The organism is Vibrio sp. Isolate32 (assembly GCF_022397955.1).
Classification (GTDB): Bacteria; Pseudomonadota; Gammaproteobacteria; order Enterobacterales; family Vibrionaceae; genus Vibrio.
The window spans coordinates 184,538-203,527 of sequence record NZ_JAKEUQ010000008.1; the positions used below are offsets into that span (position 1 = coordinate 184,538).

The window sequence follows — 18,990 nt, forward strand, 5'->3', positions numbered from 1 at the left end:
AGTAAATATATTTAGTTAATGTTTTACCTTGGTTTTTGTAGCTGTTTTATTTAGCGATTTATCGGTAGTTATGAGAGGGTCACACTTGACGGAATGGCGTTTTTACTATTGCTATTAAAGTTTTAATTGTTTGATTTAAATAGAAAAAGCGCCGTATTGGGCGCTTTTTATAAATGCAGAAGGTTAACTAAGGTTACGACTGCTTAGCCGTTTCTAGCTTAGCTTCTTTACCTGTTTGCTTCTTTTCAAAGCGAGAGATCCACCACCATGCTATGCCAGAGAATACCGCTGTCATAAATACGTTAATGAAGAAGGCTTGAACGAGGTCTACACCTGTTGGGAAGGCTGACGCTGTCATGCTCACAACGAAGATAGTAATCAGAACAGAAACCACAGCCATACCTTGAGTGCGAGTACCCATGCGGAAGTCACGCGGTGTGTCGTCATGTTTCAAGCGGAACACAAAGTACGCCACCATGATGAAAATAGGCGGTAGCATTGCGGTACCAGCTGTTAGGTTGATTGCTGTGTTCATCATGTCTTGTACTGATTCAGAGCCGAAGCCGTTAACCACAAGCATTACGAATACGAACGCGAATTGCCACCATGCTGCACGAACTGGAACACCATGCTCGTTTAGCTCTGTTGTTTTCTCACCGTAAACGCCTTTCGGAATTTCAGAGAAGTGGATTTTCACTGGTGCTGCTGTCCACATCATCATTGAACCAAACATAGCAACGAACAGAACGATACCAACGAAGCGACCCGTCATAGATTCAGAGATGTTGAAGAACTGAGCCATACCAGTGAAGATCTCAACCATACCACCTGCATACGTTAGGTCTTCACGAGCAACGAACACGTTTACCAGTAGTGAGCCAATTGCGTACATTGAACCGATAACAATACCTGCACCGATGATTACTTTAATGAAAGACTTATGACCACCTTTCACATCGTTTAGGTAAGCCGCCGCTGTTTCAGCACCGCCAGCAGCTTGGAAGATCCAACACATAATGCCTAGCGTTGCCCAGTTAATGGTTGGAGACATTGCTTGAAGCGTGATTGGTTCAGCTGGTACGTGGTCACCACCTAGCGCCATTAGTGCACCGATAACGTAGATAGCGAATAGTGCGAATACACCGTAAGCCACGATTTCAGAGATCTTGCCTAGCCAGCTCGCACCCTTAGTCGAAATGTGCGTTGCAGCAGCAAATAGAACAATCGAGATCACCGAAGTCACTAGCGGAGAGAAGGCGTATTCGTAGCCAAGCATTGCGTAAGATGCGTAAGCAATTACGTTTGGTAGCAGAGATACAAACCAGAACAGGTTTACGAACCAGTATAGGAATGAACCTAGGTAAGCGGCCTTAGAACCGAGTGGTTTTTTAAGCCAGTCATACATACCTGACTCAGAATTTTTATTTGCTGATACGAATTCAGCAATAATGAACACGAACGGAATGAAGTAAATAAGGGTCGCAAGCAAAAAGATAGGAGCAGAACTTAATCCCAATTCGATGTTGTTGTTTACGATGTTACGAACGTTAAATACCGCTGCAAATGTCATGGAAAGTAGGGCAAATTTGCCTAACTTACCGCGTACAGATTCAGACATAGTGTCCTCCGAGGAATCACATAATTATAGTCGTTATTTCTCAATGCTTCCTTGTAGGGAGGAAGCATTGAGGCTTTGTCCAGCATCTTGGAGCCTTGAACGGCAAGGCTTGGTACATACTGTGAATAGATAGCATTATTGTTTATTTATTGAGGAAGTAACCGTCTTCAATGGTCACTTTCAATACCACTTTGCGAACTCGGTTACCACCGTGGAAACGGTAAGCCTGGTTGTTGTCAAAGATCGCCACTTGGCCTTCAACTAGCTCACGAGTTTCGCCGTTACCCATCAGGTGTTCGCGGTCGGTTTCATCGCTATAAGCTTGGATCTGCTCTAGCTCTGATTTCGCTGCGAATTCAACCGTTTCACGGCCTTCTAGGTAGTAGTGCACATCGAAGTAGCGACGATTACCGGTGAAGTTTTCTGTGTTGCGAGCCACGCCGTCTTCAATCATGTAAGCCAGTGAGTCACCAATTGAATACATCACGCCATCTTTGATGTTGCCGATGTTTTCAATCGCTTCTACACAGCGTTGCCATTTACGACCATCGCGGTAGACGACTTTAAATTGTTCTAAGTTCTCTAAAACGATCATCGTTTATGCCTCGTTCAGTTGTGGTTGAGCTTTTGGTGCATTCACCGTAAAAAACTCATCGCCAAAGTTGTGATTGATTAGGTGCTGCGCGTCGCAATCGCCTGCTTGGAATGGAATCAGAGTTAAGCCGTAACGGAACTCATCCATGTACACGCGGTAAGAGTCGAGCACTTCGCTGCCCCAAGAGTTGGAGCCTAAGCCCATCACTTGGTGATCTAGGTTTAACGTGATGTAACCGCTTTTTTCTAGCTCAATGGTGTGTTGTGCTTGGTGCAGGTTTTGATTGGTGTAGAACCATGCACTGAAGTTGATTTCTTGCTGTGGTTTTACTGCAATACCATTACCCGCACGGCTTGAAAGTGCAGCCCAACGAACATGTTGGCGGTTGCCGTTGTTTTGTGGGAACGGGTAGTTTTCGAACATGTCTGCAACGGTTGATTGGTACACATCAATCATGTTGGCTTGCTTGCTGTCTTGGTAGTTCTCTTCTGGGCCTCGGCCGTAGTATTGAACTTGGTCGAAGTCGCCATTGATGCCCATATCGAAACCAATCACTGGAATCACATGAGGGTACTCACCGTAACGTTCGCCACTTAGCTCAACGTTCAATTGGCCCTCAGCATTAACTTGGTAGCGGTATTCACAACGCATACCGAAATCGAATACTGGTGGAGCAATGATGCTGGTGGTTGTGATCTCTACCTTGCCGTTGCTCTCTTCCACGTTTAGCGTGCGGAAGTGCTCCTGTATAATCTGTAGGTGTGCAGGCTCCCAGTAACCATCGTGCTCTTGCTTATGGTTATCGATCATTGGCTTGAAGAAGTTGATTCGTGGTTCTGACTTAATCATCTCTTCGCCATTGACCAACCATGACGTCAGCTTGCCGTTCACTTTCGAGAAGTTCAGGGCAAAGTTATGGCCTTTGATTAGGTAAGCGAGACGAGACTCTTCAACATTCAGTGCCTTTGCATTGTTGTTGGTGAAGGTTTCAAGCTGTGCTGTGTTTTCTTTCACTTGGAATTGGTACACCGCGATATCGTGGTTCGCTTCGCTGTAAGACGTGCGAGAATCTTTGCGCACAGTAAAGTTCACAAACACTTCGCGCTCATCAAGTTGTGGCAAGTTAAGTGTCAGTTCACGGCTAGAGTTTTCAGAGAGTTCTTCAACCTTGATGTGTTGTACTGCAATAGTTTCGCCTTCAGCGCGAACTTCTGCAGTGATGGTGTAGTCATCAATGTTTGAGAACCACAACTTGTTATCAACGGTGAATGTGCCGTCTTCAGCATTGAAGTCACGGATTTTCACTGGTGCGATAACCTGCTTGTACTCTTTTAAACCAGGGCCTGGAGTTTGGTCTGGGTAGATCAAACCGTCCATGCAGAAGTTGTAGTTGTTCGGGTAGTCACCGTAGTCACCACCATATTTGTAGAACTCGGTGCCCGCTTCATCACGCGCCAAGATGCCGTGGTCACACCATTCCCAAACGTAGTGACCTTGAATTGCATCGTGCTTGTAGAACACGTTTTGGTATTCAGTTAAACCGCCCGGACCGTTACCCATAGCGTGTGCGTATTCACAGATAATGCGTGGCTTTTCGTGTGGGAATTCGCCGAAGGCATTCATCAATTGAGCACGTGAGTACATGGTAGAAATGATATCGACCACTTCAGCATCACGGTCTTCTTCATAGTGAACTAAACGTGTGTCATCAATTGCTTTCGCTGCATCGTACATAGAGCGGATGTTGCAGCCGTAGCCCGATTCGTTACCTAATGACCACATGATGATAGAAGGGTGGTTCTTCTGAGCGTGAATGTGGCGTTCAATACGCTCAACAAACACCGCTTCCCATGCTGCATCGTTCGTGATGCGGCTTAAGTCGCCAACGTTAGCAAAACCGTGTGTTTCGACATCGGTTTCGCCCATAACAAATAGGCCGTAGATATCACATAGCTCGTAGAAGCGAGGGTCGTTCGGGTAGTGCGCGGTACGTACTGAGTTGATGTTGTGTTGCTTCATCAATACTAGGTCTTTCTCAACGCGATCCATGCCAACTGCGCGACCTTTTAGGTGGTCGTTGTCATGACGGTTTACGCCGTGCAGCATCACGTATTTGTTGTTGATATAGAACAGACCATCGCGAACTTTGATGTCACGGAAACCAACACGTTGTGGAATCACTTCTAGCACTTTGCCGTCTGCATCTTTTAGCGTCAGCAGTAATTGGTAAAGGTATGGGTTTTCAGCGTTCCATTGAACAGGGTTCACTACATCGATAGAGAATTGAGTATTAGCATTGCCGCCAGTCTGTTGGTTAGGAACAGTTAAGTTATCTACAGAGCCTTGGGAGATAACTTGGCTGCCATCAAGCAATGCGTACTCAAGGGTTGCGTTTGTCGCTGCTGCTAGGTTTTCTAGAGCAACGTTGCACGAAAGGGTAGCGCTTTGATACGCGTCGTCAAAATTAGTACGAACCGTTAGGTCTTGAACATGAAGTTGTTCTTTACCAACAAGGTAAACATCACGGAAGATACCGCCTGTCCACCACATGTCTTGGTCTTCAATGTAGGTGGAGTCAGCCCACTGCATCACACGAATAGAAAGTAGGTTGTTGCCCGCTTTTACGTGGCTAGAGATATCGAATTCAGCGGTGAGTCGGCTGCCCTTGCTGAAACCAACATAGTCACCGTTTACGTAAACTTCAAAGTAAGTCTCTACACCATCACACTTGATGATGGTCTGTTTGTCGTTCCAGCTGTCGCCAAGAAAGAACGAACGTTGGTATGCGCCAGTAGGGTTGTCTGATGGTACAAAAGGTACATCAATCGGGAATGGGAAACCTTCATCTGTGTATTGAAGATCGCCGTGGCCTTCCATCTGCCACATGTTTGGTACCGTAATATGACCCCAATTGCTCATCTCTTGAGAGTAAAACTCTTCAGGGACCAAGAGCGGGTTAGTGAAATAGCTGAAATTCCATTGACCACTCAGTAGTTGGAAGTGGCTGCTTAGTTCACGTTGAAATGTTTTAGCTGTTTTTTGTGATGCGTATGAGAAGAAGTAAGCACGTGGTGCCATACGGTTCTCATGTAAGTTCAGGAAGTTTTCCCAGTTGTTCACGTTGCCTCTCTCTCGGCCTATTTGAATGCTAGCCGACGTTCTTATGCGTAATTGGGTCGTAGTGAATACGAGTATTTTTTGGACTGAGGTAATTATTAGTAAAGGTTTTACTAAATGAAATTGGTGAGAACGTTTTACTTTAACTCCATCACGTTTTTTGAGGGCTTTTTACAGTGCTGTGTGATCCACTTAAAATAATGCTATTGGGTGCTTTAGGCTGCGGATTTTATAAGGGAGAAGGCGAATGAAAAGTGGTGTGGCAGGCATAAAAAAGGCCACCCGATATATAGGTGGCCTTTGGTTATCTATTTGAAAGCTATCGTTATTTTGTTGTGTCTCTTAGCTTGAGTTTGCTCGGTACATACACTCGTAATGGGATGGTTCGGCCGTCACGAGACTTCTCAATCAGCAAGTTAACACCTTGAATTCCCATCAGTTCAGAGTGAATACGAACGGTTGATAAAGATGGGAAGGTAAATTTAGCTGTTGGGATGTCGTTTACACTGATGAGCGCAATATCATCAGGAATGCTTAATCCATGCTCATGAACTGCACGTAAAACACCGATTGCGATTGAATCTGATGCAATAAACATCGCTTTTGGGTAGTCGCCACTTTCTAACATCTTCTTCGCTAGTTTGTAGCCCGAAGAGCTAGAGAAGTCGCCTCGGTAGATGTCTTGTTCGCTCACAACGTTCTTTAAACAGCCGTATTCTGCGAAGGCGATCTCACGAATATCAGATGTGTTGATATCGTCCTGGCCGCCGATGAAACCAATGCGCTCATAACCTTGGTTGATGAAGAAATTGGTGATTTCTTTGCTGATACGAGCGAGATCGATATCAACAGAATCATAAGGTTCTGAATGATCAGTAAAGTCAACGTAACAGATATTATCCGTAAGCTTTTTCGCTTGCTCGATAACTTCTTGAGTCATCCTCCCTACGAGTAAAATGCCAGTAACTTGGCTTGAGTTGGTTTGTATTTTACTTTCATAACAGTTGGTTAGGTCAACATCCATCTTTTCGCACTGAGTCTCGATACCGTGACGAATTGATAGGTAGTAAGGGTCGTTAACTTCCGCTTCTTGCTTGTAGTTATATAGTGCAAGGAAGTGGTGGTTCTGCTTTTTGCTGCTAACCGTTTTACGTGAGCTGCTCGTTTTGTACTCCAGCTTCTCTGCAATTTCAAAGATACGCCTTTTGGTCTCTTCCTTGACGCTTAATGTAGGATCTTCATTGAGAACCCGAGAAACGGTAGCTAATGAAACATTTGCTTCAGTCGCGATATCTTTTAACGTTGCCATACTCACTTCCTGTTCTTGGAACATTGTGCTGCTTTGAAATTGGTATTTAGTAAAAAAGCAATGCACCTCTTTATTCAACAGACCTATTGTAATCAAACTGGAAGCCATTGCATTAACTTTTAGTAAAATAAATGTTCAACTCCTCTGTGATATCTCAAATCTAACTATCTACAATTATCTTATTAAAATTCAATGAATTATAGATTAATGGTTATGCATTCTCTCTATGTCATGAATAGAGCCAATGATGAAAGTTAGTGTAAACGTTTACACTTCGTGGTTTTGATCACAGAATTATAGTCAAAATGGCTGCTACTATTTCTGACATACGGTGCTACTGAGCTGAATGTCAGCTCGATTTAGCCCACGAATGACGACAAAGAGAGGTTGATTGTGAAAGTACTGGTTACGGGTGGCATGGGTTACATCGGAAGTCATACATGCATTCAAATGATACAGGCAGGTATGGAGCCGATCATTGTTGATAACCTTTGCAATAGCAAAGAGCGAGTGCTGGAACGAATAGAATCGTTAACTGGCAAGCGACCAAAGTTTTATCTTGGCGACATTCGTGACCAATCTTTTTTAGATAGCGTGTTTTCAGAAAACGATATCCAAGCCGTGATTCACTTTGCTGGCCTGAAAGCGGTAGGGGAGTCGGTGGCTAAGCCTTTGGAATACTATGATAACAACGTCAATGGTTCATTGGTGTTAGCTCGAAGTATGAAGAAAGCGGGCGTGAAAAGCATCGTATTTAGTTCTTCGGCTACCGTTTACGGTGATCCTGAAGTAGTGCCGATTACTGAAACTTCACCAACAGGCGCGACAACTAACCCTTATGGCCGAAGTAAGTACGTGGTCGAGGAGTGTTTGAGTGATTTATTCAACGCTGAAAATGACTGGAGCGTGACGTTACTGCGCTATTTCAACCCGGTTGGCGCGCACCCGTCAGGCACTATGGGTGAAGACCCACAGGGTATTCCAAACAACTTAATGCCATTCATCGCGCAGGTTGCAGTCGGTCGTAGAGAGAAGCTTTCGATCTTTGGAAACGATTACCCAACACCGGATGGAACAGGCGTTCGTGACTACATCCACGTGATGGATTTGGCCGATGGCCATGTCGCAGCACTAAAAGCGGTTGGCGAAAAGGCAGGTTTGCACATTTACAACCTAGGTACAGGTAAGGGATCGAGTGTTCTAGAAATGCTGCAAGCTTTTTCTGAAGCATCAGGTAAGCCGGTTCCTTATGAGTTATGCCCACGCCGTGCTGGTGATATTGCCGAATGTTGGGCAAGCACGGAAAAGGCGGAGCGTGAACTTGGCTGGAAGGCGACACGCAGCGTGATGGAGATGACGGCGGATACGTGGAAGTGGCAGTCGAATAACCCTAACGGTTATTCCCCTTCGTAATTGAAGCCGCAGCGTTGTTAGCTGCGCTCACCAATTCCAATCACATAGAAGATCTATGCTCATGGATATTGGAAAGCTTGCTGCCTAGCTGCAACTCCAGTTTCTTTGGGGAAGGGAGATATGAGAAAAAGAGATTCCAGATATCTCGTACCTCGATTCTGGAATGACGGATGAGCATAAGGCTATGAAGTGGTGGCCTTTGCACAAATAGCACAAAGAGATTACACGTCATTCCCTACAGCGAGGAACGAGCGTGATAGGGAATCTCCTTGTAGAAGAATTATTCATCTTGGTGAATTGACCAAGACACAAAATTTGAGAGCAATCTAAGCATGTCAAAAGTTGAATTTAACCCAGTAGACCATCCACACCGTCGTTATAACCCATTAACCGGTCAGTGGATTTTAGTATCACCGCACCGAGCGAAGCGTCCTTGGAGTGGCCAAGATGAAAAGCCATCGACTGCGAAACTTCCAGCGTATGAGAAAGAGTGTTTCTTGTGCCCAACCAATACGCGCATCTCGGGAGACGAAAATCCAGATTACGACGGCACTTATGTATTCAGTAATGATTTCGCGGCGTTGATGCCCGATTCGCCTGACGCTCCAGAGTCTGATAACCCTCTATTCAAGACTCAGGGTGTACGTGGGTTGAGCCGCGTGATCTGTTTTTCTCCGGACCACAGTAAAACGCTGCCCGAGCTTCCGGTAAACAAGATCCGCGGTGTTATCGATACGTGGAATGAACAGATTGAAGAACTAGGTAAAGACTACCTGTGGGTTCAAGCTTTTGAAAACAAAGGCGAGACTATGGGCTGCTCGCAACCACATCCGCACGGTCAAATCTGGGCAAATAGTTTTTTACCTAACGAGATTGAACGTAAAGAAAAATTGCTAAAAGAGTACTTCGAGCAACAAGGTTCAAACCTATTAGTGGATTACGTTGAAGCTGAAATGAAAGACGGCTCTCGCACTGTGGTTGAAACCGAACATTGGATTGCTGTGGTGCCTTACTGGGCGGCGTGGCCATTTGAAACTATGTTACTACCAAAAACGCACATTCGCCGTATGAGCGAACTGACTGACGAGCAGCGTGATGATTTAGCGGTTGCGATTAAGAAGCTGACTAGCCGCTACGATAACTTGTTCCAGTGTTCATTTCCTTACTCAATGGGCTGGCACTACGCGCCGTTCTTCGAAGAAGGTACGGACATCGATCACTGGCAGTTACATGCATTGTTTTACCCACCACTGTTACGCAGCGCGTCCGTTCGTAAGTTCATGGTCGGCTACGAAATGTTGGCTGAATCTCAACGTGATTTAACCGCAGAACAAGCGGCACAGCGTCTTCGCGACTTGAATGACGTGCATTACAAAGAACAGTAATACGTTACTTCGTAGATAACAAGCAAGATTCCTGATATCTCGTCCCTCGATTCTGGAATGACGACAGGTGAGAAGCCCACAAGTGTAAGAGCTTAGAAACTTAGAAGCTTAAAAGTTTAGTCGTAGATGTTGTCATTCCCCACCTGAGGTGCGAACGAGATAGGGAGTCTAAAAGAATTAAAGTGGTGCCGTAAAAGGGGCCATAACCAATTGAACCAAGAGTTTAACCAGAGAGTTTACTTATGTCTGACCTAATCCAAAACGTGAAAGCATCTTTTGAGCAAGTCCTTGGTTACCAAGCGACTCATATTATCCAAGCGCCAGGTCGTGTGAACCTGATTGGCGAGCACACTGACTACAATGATGGTTTTGTTCTACCGTGTGCCATTAACTATCAAACGGTAGTTGCAGCGGCTAAACGTGACGACAACATTGTACGCGTAGTATCAGTGGACTACGGTAATACAGTCGATGAATTCGATCTAACTCAAGAGATCACATTCCAACAAGACAAGATGTGGGCTAACTACATTCGTGGTGTGGTGAAGTGCCTCAAAGGTCGCGGCTTTGAATTCACAGGCGCAGACATCTCTGTAACGGGCAACGTGCCTCAAGGTGCAGGCTTAAGTTCTTCTGCGGCACTTGAAGTGGTGATTGGTCAAACATTCAAGGTGCTTTACAACCTAGAAATCAGCCAAGCTGAAGTTGCGCTTAATGGTCAGCAAGCTGAAAACGAATTTGTAGGCTGTAACTGCGGCATCATGGACCAAATGATCTCTGCAGAAGGTCGCGCAAACCACGCGATGCTTTTGGATTGTCGTAGCCTAGAGACTCAAGCGGTTTCAATGCCAGAAGATATGGCTGTGGTTATCATCAACTCAAATAAGAAACGCGGCTTAGTCGACAGCGAATACAACACGCGTCGTGAGCAGTGTGAAGAAGCGGCGCGTATCTTAAGTGTTCCAGCACTTCGTGATGTGACCATCGAGCAGTTCCAAGCGAAAGAATCCGAGTTGGATGAAATGGTCGCTAAGCGTGCTCGTCACGTGATTACTGAAAATGACCGTACCGTTGAAGCGGCTCAAGCTCTGCGTACTCACGACATGAAGCGTATGGGTGAACTGATGGCTGAGTCTCACGCATCAATGCGTGATGACTTTGAAATCACAGTGAAAGAGATCGATACGCTGGTGGATATGGTCAAAGAAGTGATCGGTGAGCAAGGCGGCGTACGTATGACGGGCGGTGGTTTCGGTGGCTGTATTGTGGCATTGGTTCCACCTGCATTGGTTGATGAAATCAAAACAACCGTTGAACAGAAATATCAAGCGGCGACGGGTCTAAAAGAATCTATTTATGTGTGCCAAGCGAAAGACGGCGCCGGCTTAGTTGAAGTAATCTAACTGTTTCGAGATTTAATATAGAGCTTACCAACTAAAAAGATCATAGTAGGCCAAATACTAAAGCCTTTACCTCAACGTAGAGGCTTTTTATTGGCAGTAGAAGGAATTTAGAATGACACAAGCGCAGAACCTGCTTCAATCCATGACAGAAACTGCAGCCTATGATGGCCAACCTGCTCAGCTTGTCACGCTGTCGAATGTACACGGCATGGAAGTGACATTCATGGATATTGGCGCAACGTGGTTGAGCTGTACCTTGCCAGTAAAGGGAAATAAAAGAGAAGTTTTGTTGGGTGTTAACTCAATGGAGAGCTTCAATAAACAAGCCAGTTATATGGGCACAACCGTTGGCCGTTATGCTAACCGCATTGCCAATGGTCGTTTCAAGATTGATGGCAAGACTTATAAGCTGGAAACCAACCAAGCAGGCAACACCCTACATGGTGGTCCGAATGGTTTTGATAAACGTCGTTGGAATATTACTGAGCAGACTGAAACCTCGGTTGTGTTTAGCTTAGTGTCAGGTGATGGCGACCAAGGCTTTCCGGGGAATTTGAATGTGTCGGTGCGTTATGACATCACCGAAGACAATCGAGTTTCCATTCATTACTCTGCAACCACAGACAAGCCAACCGTGGTTAACCTAACGAATCATGCGTACTTCAATCTACTTGGTGCAGAAGCCGGACACGATTGCTTGTCACATATTGTCAGCATCAACGCCAACCAATTCTTACCGACCAATTCAGTAGGTATCCCGTTAGGCAACCTTAAATCGGTGAAATCGACTAGCTTTGACTTTAATCAGCCTATAATGATCTCAGAGCGTTTGTTGGGTGATGAACAGCAGAAGGCAGCAAAGGGCTACGACCACTCTTTCTTATTGTCTGATGGCTGCAAGCGCACTCAATGCGCCGCTACCGTAACCTCACCAGATGCGTTAGTGACACTAAAAGTATTTTCAACCAAACCTGCGATGCAGTTGTACACCGGAAACTGGCTTGGTGGTACACCAAACCGAAGTGGTGGTAGCTATGAAGATTACGCAGGGTTGGCATTAGAAACCCAGTTCTTACCTGACTCTCCTAACCACCCAGAGTGGAAGCAGGACAGTTGTATTCTCCAGCCTGAACAAGAATACCGCTACCGTACCTGTTACCAGTTTGAATTTTCGGGGGATTCTTCAAACTAGTACGCTCTAGCTCAAAGCGGTGATGCCATTGCTTTTGTTTATTGATGAATAGAGGGATGTGACTTGTCATGTGCCTCTGGGGGAGATGAACCAAAGCGGCACCTAGCAATCATTTTGTCTAAATAGGGAATGAGTGTTGGGTATTTGAGTAAGGTAAGAAAGCCCTAGCAGAAGTGATTCTGTTAGGGCCTTTTTGTTTCTTAGTACGTTTTGTCAAACGGCCGCTTAGGCTTTTTCTACCGAGTTACGGCGAACCAAAGTAGGGGAGAACATCATAGGCTCTGTCGAAGTTGTTTCCTCTTTTGCCAAGCTCAAGGCGAGTCGTGTTGCCTTCTCTGCCATCATTTGAATAGGGTAACGAATGGTCGTCAGCTTCGGGTGAACATAGCGGGCAATTAAGCCATCATCAAAGCCGATGATCGACATGTTATCTGGTGCTTGAATACCGTTCTCGTCGAGCACAGACAAAGCACCCGCGGCCATGTAGTCGTTGTAGGCCACAATACCGGTGATCGGTAGGGATTTGGTCAGCAGATTGGTCATTGCATACTCGCCGCCATCACTGGTTGGCTGGGCGTGTTCAATATAACTTTCAGATAGCTCAATGCCGTACTCTTTCAGAGCGGCTTGGTAGCCCTCAACACGTTCATTTGCATCTTCAATGCTTGAAGATGAGGCGATACAGGCAATGTTTTTATGGCCATGACGAATCAAATATTCAGTCGCGAGAAATGCGCCTTTCTTGTTATCAAGGAAGATACAACGTTCGGCAATCTCTTCGATATAGCGGTTGATCAACACTAAGCCTTTGACTTCTTTTGCGTAAGCAATCAGTTCTTCGTCTGTCAGGCCTTTTGAATGGATCACCAAAGCATCGCAACGGCTGTTAATCAGTAACTCAATCGCTTGTCTCTCTTCTTCACGATCGTGTGAACCATTACCGACAAGGATATGTTTTCCGTTCTCACGAGCGACATTATCGACAGCCTTAACTAGCGTGCCAAAAAAGGGATCGGAGATGTCACCGACCAATACACCAACAGTGTTTGTGCTTTGGCTTACTAGCGCGCGAGCATTGGCATTCGGGCGATAGCCGAGTTTAGACATTGCTTTGGTGACGGACTCGACCGAGCTAGCACTTGCCTTTGGAGACTTGTTGATCACTCGAGATACGGTTGCAACAGAAACACCAGCTTCCTTTGCTACATCTTTAATTGTTGCCATTTTTAACCTCTATACATTGCTGCATCTATTTAACACCGACAATGATAGTAAGGCAACGAAACTCTAATTTTACTTCCAGTAATGAGATCTTTACCGCTTGTAATTATTAAGCTTAATGCTAGTGTAAACATTTACACTTTACTTGATTTTAGTAAATAATTTAATGAATGAAAATAAATCAATATAGGAAGTGAGAAATGGATACTGTCTCTTATGGTGACTTTGCTAAGTTAGAAATGCGTGTGGGTAAGATCATCGAAGTTGTACGTCATGAAAATGCGGACAAGCTTTACATCGTGCAAGTCGATGTGGGTGAAAAGACGCTGCAAACAGTGACTAGTCTAGTGCCCTACTACACTGAAGAGGAGTTAATGGGTAAGCAGGTCGTGGTGCTATGTAACTTAGCGAAAGCCAAAATGAGAGGCCACACTTCTGAATGCATGCTGCTGTGTGCAGAAACCGATGACGAATCTGAAAGTGTATTGCTGACACCAGAACGCGCGATGCCAGCGGGTATTTGAGTGGTTTAAGTTGTCTATTTGAGTCGGTGAGTCTGCTCGTTATAGGCTCATCGACCTTTTTTGCTCTCCAAGCTCCAAATTATTGCAGCTTCAACATCGCCTAAGTCTTTAAAGGCTAGCCGCGCGTACTCAATATCAAACCATCAATCACGCTGTGGTGGTGCTCAGACACTCCCGCTAGGTTGCCATATTTAGGCTGGTGGCGATCATTTTCTAATGGGTGGTGCCAACCTTGTGTGTGTTTGACAAAGTGTGCCGCAAAGCTTTCAGACACCTCTAAACATCCAGCCATGACGGTATCGACATAGGTTTGAACGATAGGGCTGTTTTCGCAAGGCGCTTCAATCTCGTCTTTGATGTAAACCCAGATAGGTTGATCTTGTTTGAATTCATTTTGGCTTTCTATCTGTGAAGCCTTTAACTCGATTCGGTGATAGCCACGCTCACGGCGATCAAACTCAGCCAGTGCAATATCATCCACCTCAAGCAAAACACCATTCACTTGCCCATCGCCAAGGTTGACGATCAAAGGGGATAACACATAGCTGTCATCGATCTTACTCCAATGGCGAATTAAGCCATGAACAATCGCAGGGATCGCTTGCCCAGTCTGACCGGTAAGCTGGCGTGAAGATGAGTTGATCAAGCTACCATAACCAAAAATATGCATCGCATTCCTTGTCTAAGTTCTGCCATTTAAGTTTAGTCTTACTATATGTGCCGTTTCATCAAAAGTCAGCCGTTTTTATTTTCATACACTTAAGAGTTAAATTGACTCTTTGTGTTGTGTTTAATTGACACGTTTTTGGTTTGGAAAAGCTTGTTGTTTTTTGTTTTTAAAAGGTTTCCTTGGTTGGCGCGTTTCATGCATTGTCGAAAGCAATATTGCAGTAATCATGACTGCTTCATGAATTTGGCTATTTATACCAATTCCATATAAGCCATTCTTGGCCGTTATCTGAAATGAGGAACGAGTTTGTTAAATATCACAGATAAAAGTGTAGAAGATGCGATTCCTGCATATCTTCGTTTAGGTTTTAGACCTTTCTTCTTTTTAGGCAGTCTCTATGCCGTGATCGCGATTGTGGCTTGGGTCATCATGTTTCAAAACGGTCAGCCAGAAATGCTAAAAGTACCGGCGCTTTGGTGGCACGTGCATGAGATGTTATTTGGTTTCTCAATGGCGATTGTGGTCGGCTTTGTGTTAACGGCGGTACAAACCTGGACGGGAGTCAACGGAACCAAGCACTATCGGTTGGCAGCTCTTGTTGGCTTATGGTTAGCACCTCGTATTCTGTTTTGGACCCCAGCTCCGTTATGGTTGATCTCGTCGGTTGAGGCGTTGTTCTTAATCTTCGCCGCCTACGAAATTGGTCTTCGTGTCGTGAAGTCGAAAGGCTGGAAGAACCTGTTCTTTGTACCACTGTTTATATTGGCTATCGTGGCGAACTTTGCTAGTTACGCGACCATTAAAGGGATGCCTCCTTTCCCATCGTCAGCAGTTTGGCAGGCCATGCTGTGGTGGTTTACCTTGTTGCTGTCAGTAATGGGTGGACGTGTGATTCCGTTCTTCACTGCTCGTCGCTTTGATTTTGAGAAAGCACAACCCTTGGTTTGGTTGGAATGGTTAGCAAATCTACCTTTGGTTGGTTTATTTGTGTTGAGCTTCTTCCCATTGACCTTTGCTCAAGTAGGTAATGAGCTGATGGTGTTTGCTGGTGTGGCTCAGTTGGTACGTTTTATCCGCTGGAAACCTTGGACAACGTTATCTGAACCCTTGGTGTGGTCACTGCATGCGGCTTACCTATGTATTCCTCTAAGCTTGCTGTTACGAGGGTTATTAGACAACCCGTTCGCGAGCCACAACATGCTGCACTTGTTTGCGATTGGTGGTTTGAGTGGATTAATTCTAGCGATGATTACCCGCGTGACTATGGGGCATACCGGCCGTGCTATCTATAAAGGGCCAAATATGGCTTTAGCGTTCTCGGCTATTTTTATCGCGGCACTCGTTCGTAGTTTAGGTGTGACTTTCTTCCCTGCGTATTTATTTGAGATGGTCAACATCAGTGCGGGTTTATGGACGTTAGCATTCGGGCTATTTATCTGGAAGTTCGGCATGATGCTGCTAACCCCAAGGGTGGATGGTCATCCGGGCTAAGCCAATTGGTTATCGACTGATACTGAAAGGGAAGCTCTGAGCTTCCCTTTTTTGATCGTTTTGAAAAATACAGTTCTCAATCGATCATTCATTAAGTATTCGCAGCAAGGTATTGGCGTACCCGTGTTATGAGATCTTCTTTGGCGTGAGGCGAGATGAAACTGGCTTCGATGGCATTAATACTGAATTGTGCTAATTCGTTTTTCGTCAGTGGATGAACATTAGCGACGGCGAGGAAGTTATCATTCATATAACCGCCGAAGTAAGCCGGATCATCGGAATTGATGGTGACGCACAGCCCTTTTCGTAGCAACTCGACGATGTTGTGTTCTTGCATGGTCTCAAAAACCTTTAGCTTGGTATTCGATAGTGGACAGACCGTCAGCGGGGTGCGTTGAACTATTAGCTGTTCCATTAGTTCTTCATCTTCAACACAGCGGACACCATGATCAATTCGGGTAATGCCTAACAAACTCAATGCGTCGATAATATTTTGTGCAGGGCCTTCTTCTCCTGCGTGAGCTACGGTCAGGAACCCTTGGTTGATCGCTTCTTGGAACACATGCTTAAACTTCTCTGGCGGATTGCCCTGTTCTGATGAATCGAGCCCAACGGCAATGATTTTATCTTTATAGGGAAGGGCTTGTTTGAGTGTTTCGAAAGCACTGTCTTCATCAAGGTGACGTAGAAAGCACATGATCAGTTGGCTGCTGATGCCAAGTTCTTGCTCCGCTTGATTCAGAGCTCGAGTAATCCCACCGGTGATTGTCTCAAAGGCAATACCACGTTCAGTGTGGGTTTGCGGGTCAAAAAATATTTCGGTGTGAACCACGTTATCTTGTCGGCACTTCAATAGATACGCCCAAGTCAGGTCGTAAAAATCCTGCTCATGGAGCAGCACGTTTGCGCCTTGATAATAGATGTCGAGAAAGGACTGAAGATTGTGGAATTGGTAGGCATCTCGAACTTGGTCAGGGGTCTCAAAGGGAATCGAGATGTTGTTGCGCTTGGCGAGTTGGAACATCAACTCTGGTTCTAACGTACCTTCTATATGTAAGTGAAGCTCAACCTTAGGTAAATTTTTGATGAAGCTATCCATAGCAACTCCTTAGCTATTTTAATTATGGGCGGAGTAGGGGGAGATAATTAACGTCTACCAAGCTAACGGGTTAGACGACTCATTTATCTCTGTTTGAGCATAGTTCATTTCATGGTTGTCGATGAAATGAGGCTAAAATTGTTAGGGATTAGAGGCTGTTGAGTGCTTAAAAATGAGCCGCAAACGATTTGCAGCACTAGAGTGTGATCCGCTGCAAATATTTGCAGCAATATTCGTTGATTTGTGCTCTAATACCGCGCTTACCAAGGGATGGTGTTAAAAGATGCTCACTTAGATGGAGTTATCAAAGTTGACCGATCCCTTAATGATCTCCCTTAGGAAAAAATAGAACATGTCTAAGAACAAAAAATTTGATATCCGCCTTACAGAAAAACGCAACGGCTGGTGTGCAGAGATTACTCGTCAAGTAACGTCTCGCAGCACAACAGTATCTAAGCGTGAGTCTGGTTTCGAAACAGAAGCGCTTGCACAAGAGTGGGCTGAGAAAGAGCTAGCATCTTTCATCGCAAACCAAGCTGAACGTAACGAGCGTAAAGCGGAACAACGTAAAGAGCGCGATGAACTACGTCACGCTAAAGAGCTTAAAGCTGAGCAAGCACGTGAAGCGCGCGCTAAAGCTCGTGCAGAAGAGCAAGAAGACGCTGAGTAATTCGGTGCACGATTAATTTATAGGTCCCTTAATTTTAAATAAGGAATCTATACAAAAGCCCCAATATAGTCACCTATATTGGGGCTTTTTCGTTTGTGGAGTTCGTTGCTATTTTGCTTAAGAGCGACGGCTTTGGCTTCTCGCTTTTTACATCGCTCTCTCAAGCCTTAATCAGTTGTTTAGCGTAGTTAACCAATCGTCCTCTGCTACTTCTTCAATGTAGCTTTCTACGGTTTGTCCTACTTCTTCATCGTCTTGCTTGAAGTAAGCGATGTGGAACACAGCGTCACCTTCATTCACCAAAGGTAGCGTTTGTTGGCCAATCACGATACCGCCTTTAGTCGTGATAACTTGGCTCTCTTGATGACCCAGTGGAGAACTGATGTAGGCAAGAGTTTGTCCTGCTTCAACTTGTTCGCCCAGTCTCACCATGTTACGCAAGATACCGTCTGATTCTGCACGAATCCAGCTGGTGGATTTGCTCAATACTGGTTCTGGCAGCTTCTTACGGTTCGGACGCAGCATGCCGATTTCTTTCATTACTTGGTGAATGCCAAGGTAGCCTGCACGAATCGCTAGGTGATCAAAGCGCAGTGCCTCACCACCTTCGTATGTCAGTACTGGAATCCCCAACTTTTCCGCTTCACTTCGTAGTGAACCATCACGCAGAGGTGAGTCGATGATCACTGGGGTCGCGAATGCTTTTGCGATGCGCATGGTTTCTGGGTTCGAAAGGTTCGCACGAATTTGTGGCAAGTTCGTACGGTGAATCGCACCCGTGTGTAGATCCAGAATGAAATCACAGTGCTTAGCAACGTTCTCGAAGAAAGTGTAAGCGATACGTGATGTTAGCGATCCTTTCTCACTACCTGGGAAGCAACGGTTTAGATCACGACGGTCTGGTAGGTAACGAGACTTGTGGATGAAACCGAACACGTTAACGATAGGCACGACAATCAAGGTACCTTTCAGTTTCTTTGGATCGATAGCGTTCGTCAGTTGTCGAGCAATCTCAACACCATTTAACTCATCACCGTGAATCGCTGCGTTTACCATCAGTGTTGGACCTGCTTGGCGACCGTGAATGATTTCAATCGGGATTGAAAGTGGAGAGTGCGTGTAAAGCTGAGCTGCTTGCAGTTCAATCTCCATTCGCTGTCCTGGCTGAACAGTAGAACCAAGTAATTCGAATGGTTGATTAGGTTTTAGTCTTGCCATTTAGGTTGTTCTCAACATGGTGATAATTCGTTAACACGGAATGTAGCAATCGTTGATTTTTAGTA

General features: G+C 45.3%; 15 protein-coding genes. 7 read left to right on the forward strand and 8 right to left on the reverse strand.

Annotated elements, in window-relative coordinates:
- Positions 1-193: 193 nt before the first annotated feature.
- The 4 genes from L1D11_RS08635 to ebgR all read right to left on the reverse strand — a co-directional run bounded on the left by L1D11_RS08635 (position 194) and on the right by ebgR (position 6,639).
- Positions 194-1,618 carry an amino acid permease gene (locus L1D11_RS08635; protein ID WP_239833571.1) on the reverse strand — a complete coding sequence of 475 codons (1,425 nt, stop codon included), beginning with the start codon at positions 1,616-1,618 and terminating at the stop codon, positions 194-196.
- A 142-nt stretch (positions 1,619-1,760) separates the two neighbouring features.
- Positions 1,761-2,213, reverse strand: a complete 453-nt coding sequence (locus L1D11_RS08640; protein ID WP_239833572.1) for a beta-galactosidase subunit beta — start codon at positions 2,211-2,213, stop codon at positions 1,761-1,763.
- A 3-nt stretch (positions 2,214-2,216) separates the two neighbouring features.
- Positions 2,217-5,333 carry a beta-galactosidase subunit alpha gene (gene ebgA / locus L1D11_RS08645; RefSeq protein WP_239833573.1) on the reverse strand — a complete coding sequence of 1,039 codons (3,117 nt, stop codon included), beginning with the start codon at positions 5,331-5,333 and terminating at the stop codon, positions 2,217-2,219.
- A 322-nt stretch (positions 5,334-5,655) separates the two neighbouring features.
- Positions 5,656-6,639, reverse strand: coding sequence for a transcriptional regulator EbgR (gene ebgR, locus L1D11_RS08650; RefSeq protein WP_239833574.1), 984 nt, complete (start codon positions 6,637-6,639; stop codon positions 5,656-5,658).
- A 393-nt stretch (positions 6,640-7,032) separates the two neighbouring features.
- Between ebgR and galE the strand changes: the two genes are divergently transcribed.
- The 4 genes from galE (at position 7,033) to galM (ending at position 12,032) form a co-directional block, all read left to right on the forward strand.
- Positions 7,033-8,052 carry a UDP-glucose 4-epimerase GalE gene (gene galE, locus L1D11_RS08655; protein ID WP_239833575.1) on the forward strand — a complete coding sequence of 340 codons (1,020 nt, stop codon included), beginning with the start codon at positions 7,033-7,035 and terminating at the stop codon, positions 8,050-8,052.
- 332 nt (positions 8,053-8,384) lie between these two features.
- Positions 8,385-9,437: a UDP-glucose--hexose-1-phosphate uridylyltransferase gene (locus tag L1D11_RS08660; protein ID WP_239833576.1), complete on the forward strand. Its 1,053-nt coding sequence runs from the start codon at positions 8,385-8,387 to the stop codon at positions 9,435-9,437.
- Between the two features lie 242 nt (positions 9,438-9,679).
- The gene (gene galK / locus L1D11_RS08665; protein ID WP_239833577.1) at positions 9,680-10,840 is read left to right on the forward strand and encodes a galactokinase; all 1,161 of its coding nucleotides are present in this window, start codon (positions 9,680-9,682) and stop codon (positions 10,838-10,840) included.
- Between the two features lie 112 nt (positions 10,841-10,952).
- Positions 10,953-12,032, forward strand: coding sequence for a galactose-1-epimerase (gene galM, locus L1D11_RS08670; protein WP_239833578.1), 1,080 nt, complete (start codon positions 10,953-10,955; stop codon positions 12,030-12,032).
- 225 nt (positions 12,033-12,257) lie between these two features.
- Here galM and L1D11_RS08675 read toward each other — a convergent pair whose 3' ends face one another.
- Positions 12,258-13,256, reverse strand: coding sequence for a substrate-binding domain-containing protein (locus L1D11_RS08675; RefSeq protein WP_239833579.1), 999 nt, complete (start codon positions 13,254-13,256; stop codon positions 12,258-12,260).
- 197 nt (positions 13,257-13,453) lie between these two features.
- Here L1D11_RS08675 and L1D11_RS08680 point away from each other — a divergent pair, with 197 nt between their 5' ends.
- Positions 13,454-13,777 (forward strand): tRNA-binding protein, encoded by a 324-nt coding sequence (locus tag L1D11_RS08680; protein ID WP_239833580.1) that lies wholly within the window; start codon positions 13,454-13,456, stop codon positions 13,775-13,777.
- Between the two features lie 115 nt (positions 13,778-13,892).
- Here L1D11_RS08680 and L1D11_RS08685 read toward each other — a convergent pair whose 3' ends face one another.
- Positions 13,893-14,447, reverse strand: coding sequence for a gamma-glutamylcyclotransferase family protein (locus tag L1D11_RS08685; RefSeq protein WP_239833581.1), 555 nt, complete (start codon positions 14,445-14,447; stop codon positions 13,893-13,895).
- A 306-nt stretch (positions 14,448-14,753) separates the two neighbouring features.
- Here L1D11_RS08685 and L1D11_RS08690 point away from each other — a divergent pair, with 306 nt between their 5' ends.
- Positions 14,754-15,938, forward strand: a complete 1,185-nt coding sequence (locus tag L1D11_RS08690; protein ID WP_239833582.1) for an NnrS family protein — start codon at positions 14,754-14,756, stop codon at positions 15,936-15,938.
- A gap of 91 nt (positions 15,939-16,029) precedes the next feature.
- Here the strand turns inward: L1D11_RS08690 and L1D11_RS08695 are convergent, their stop codons facing one another.
- Positions 16,030-17,037, reverse strand: a complete 1,008-nt coding sequence (locus L1D11_RS08695) for an adenosine deaminase (RefSeq protein WP_239833583.1) — start codon at positions 17,035-17,037, stop codon at positions 16,030-16,032.
- A gap of 352 nt (positions 17,038-17,389) precedes the next feature.
- Here L1D11_RS08695 and L1D11_RS08700 point away from each other — a divergent pair, with 352 nt between their 5' ends.
- Complete coding sequence (locus L1D11_RS08700; RefSeq protein ID WP_004741494.1) at positions 17,390-17,707, forward strand: DUF3622 domain-containing protein; 318 nt, start codon at positions 17,390-17,392, stop codon at positions 17,705-17,707.
- Positions 17,708-17,878: 171 nt separating this feature from the next.
- Here L1D11_RS08700 and L1D11_RS08705 read toward each other — a convergent pair whose 3' ends face one another.
- Positions 17,879-18,925, reverse strand: a complete 1,047-nt coding sequence (locus L1D11_RS08705) for a succinylglutamate desuccinylase/aspartoacylase family protein (protein ID WP_102424642.1) — start codon at positions 18,923-18,925, stop codon at positions 17,879-17,881.
- Between the last annotated feature and the right edge of the window lie 65 nt (positions 18,926-18,990).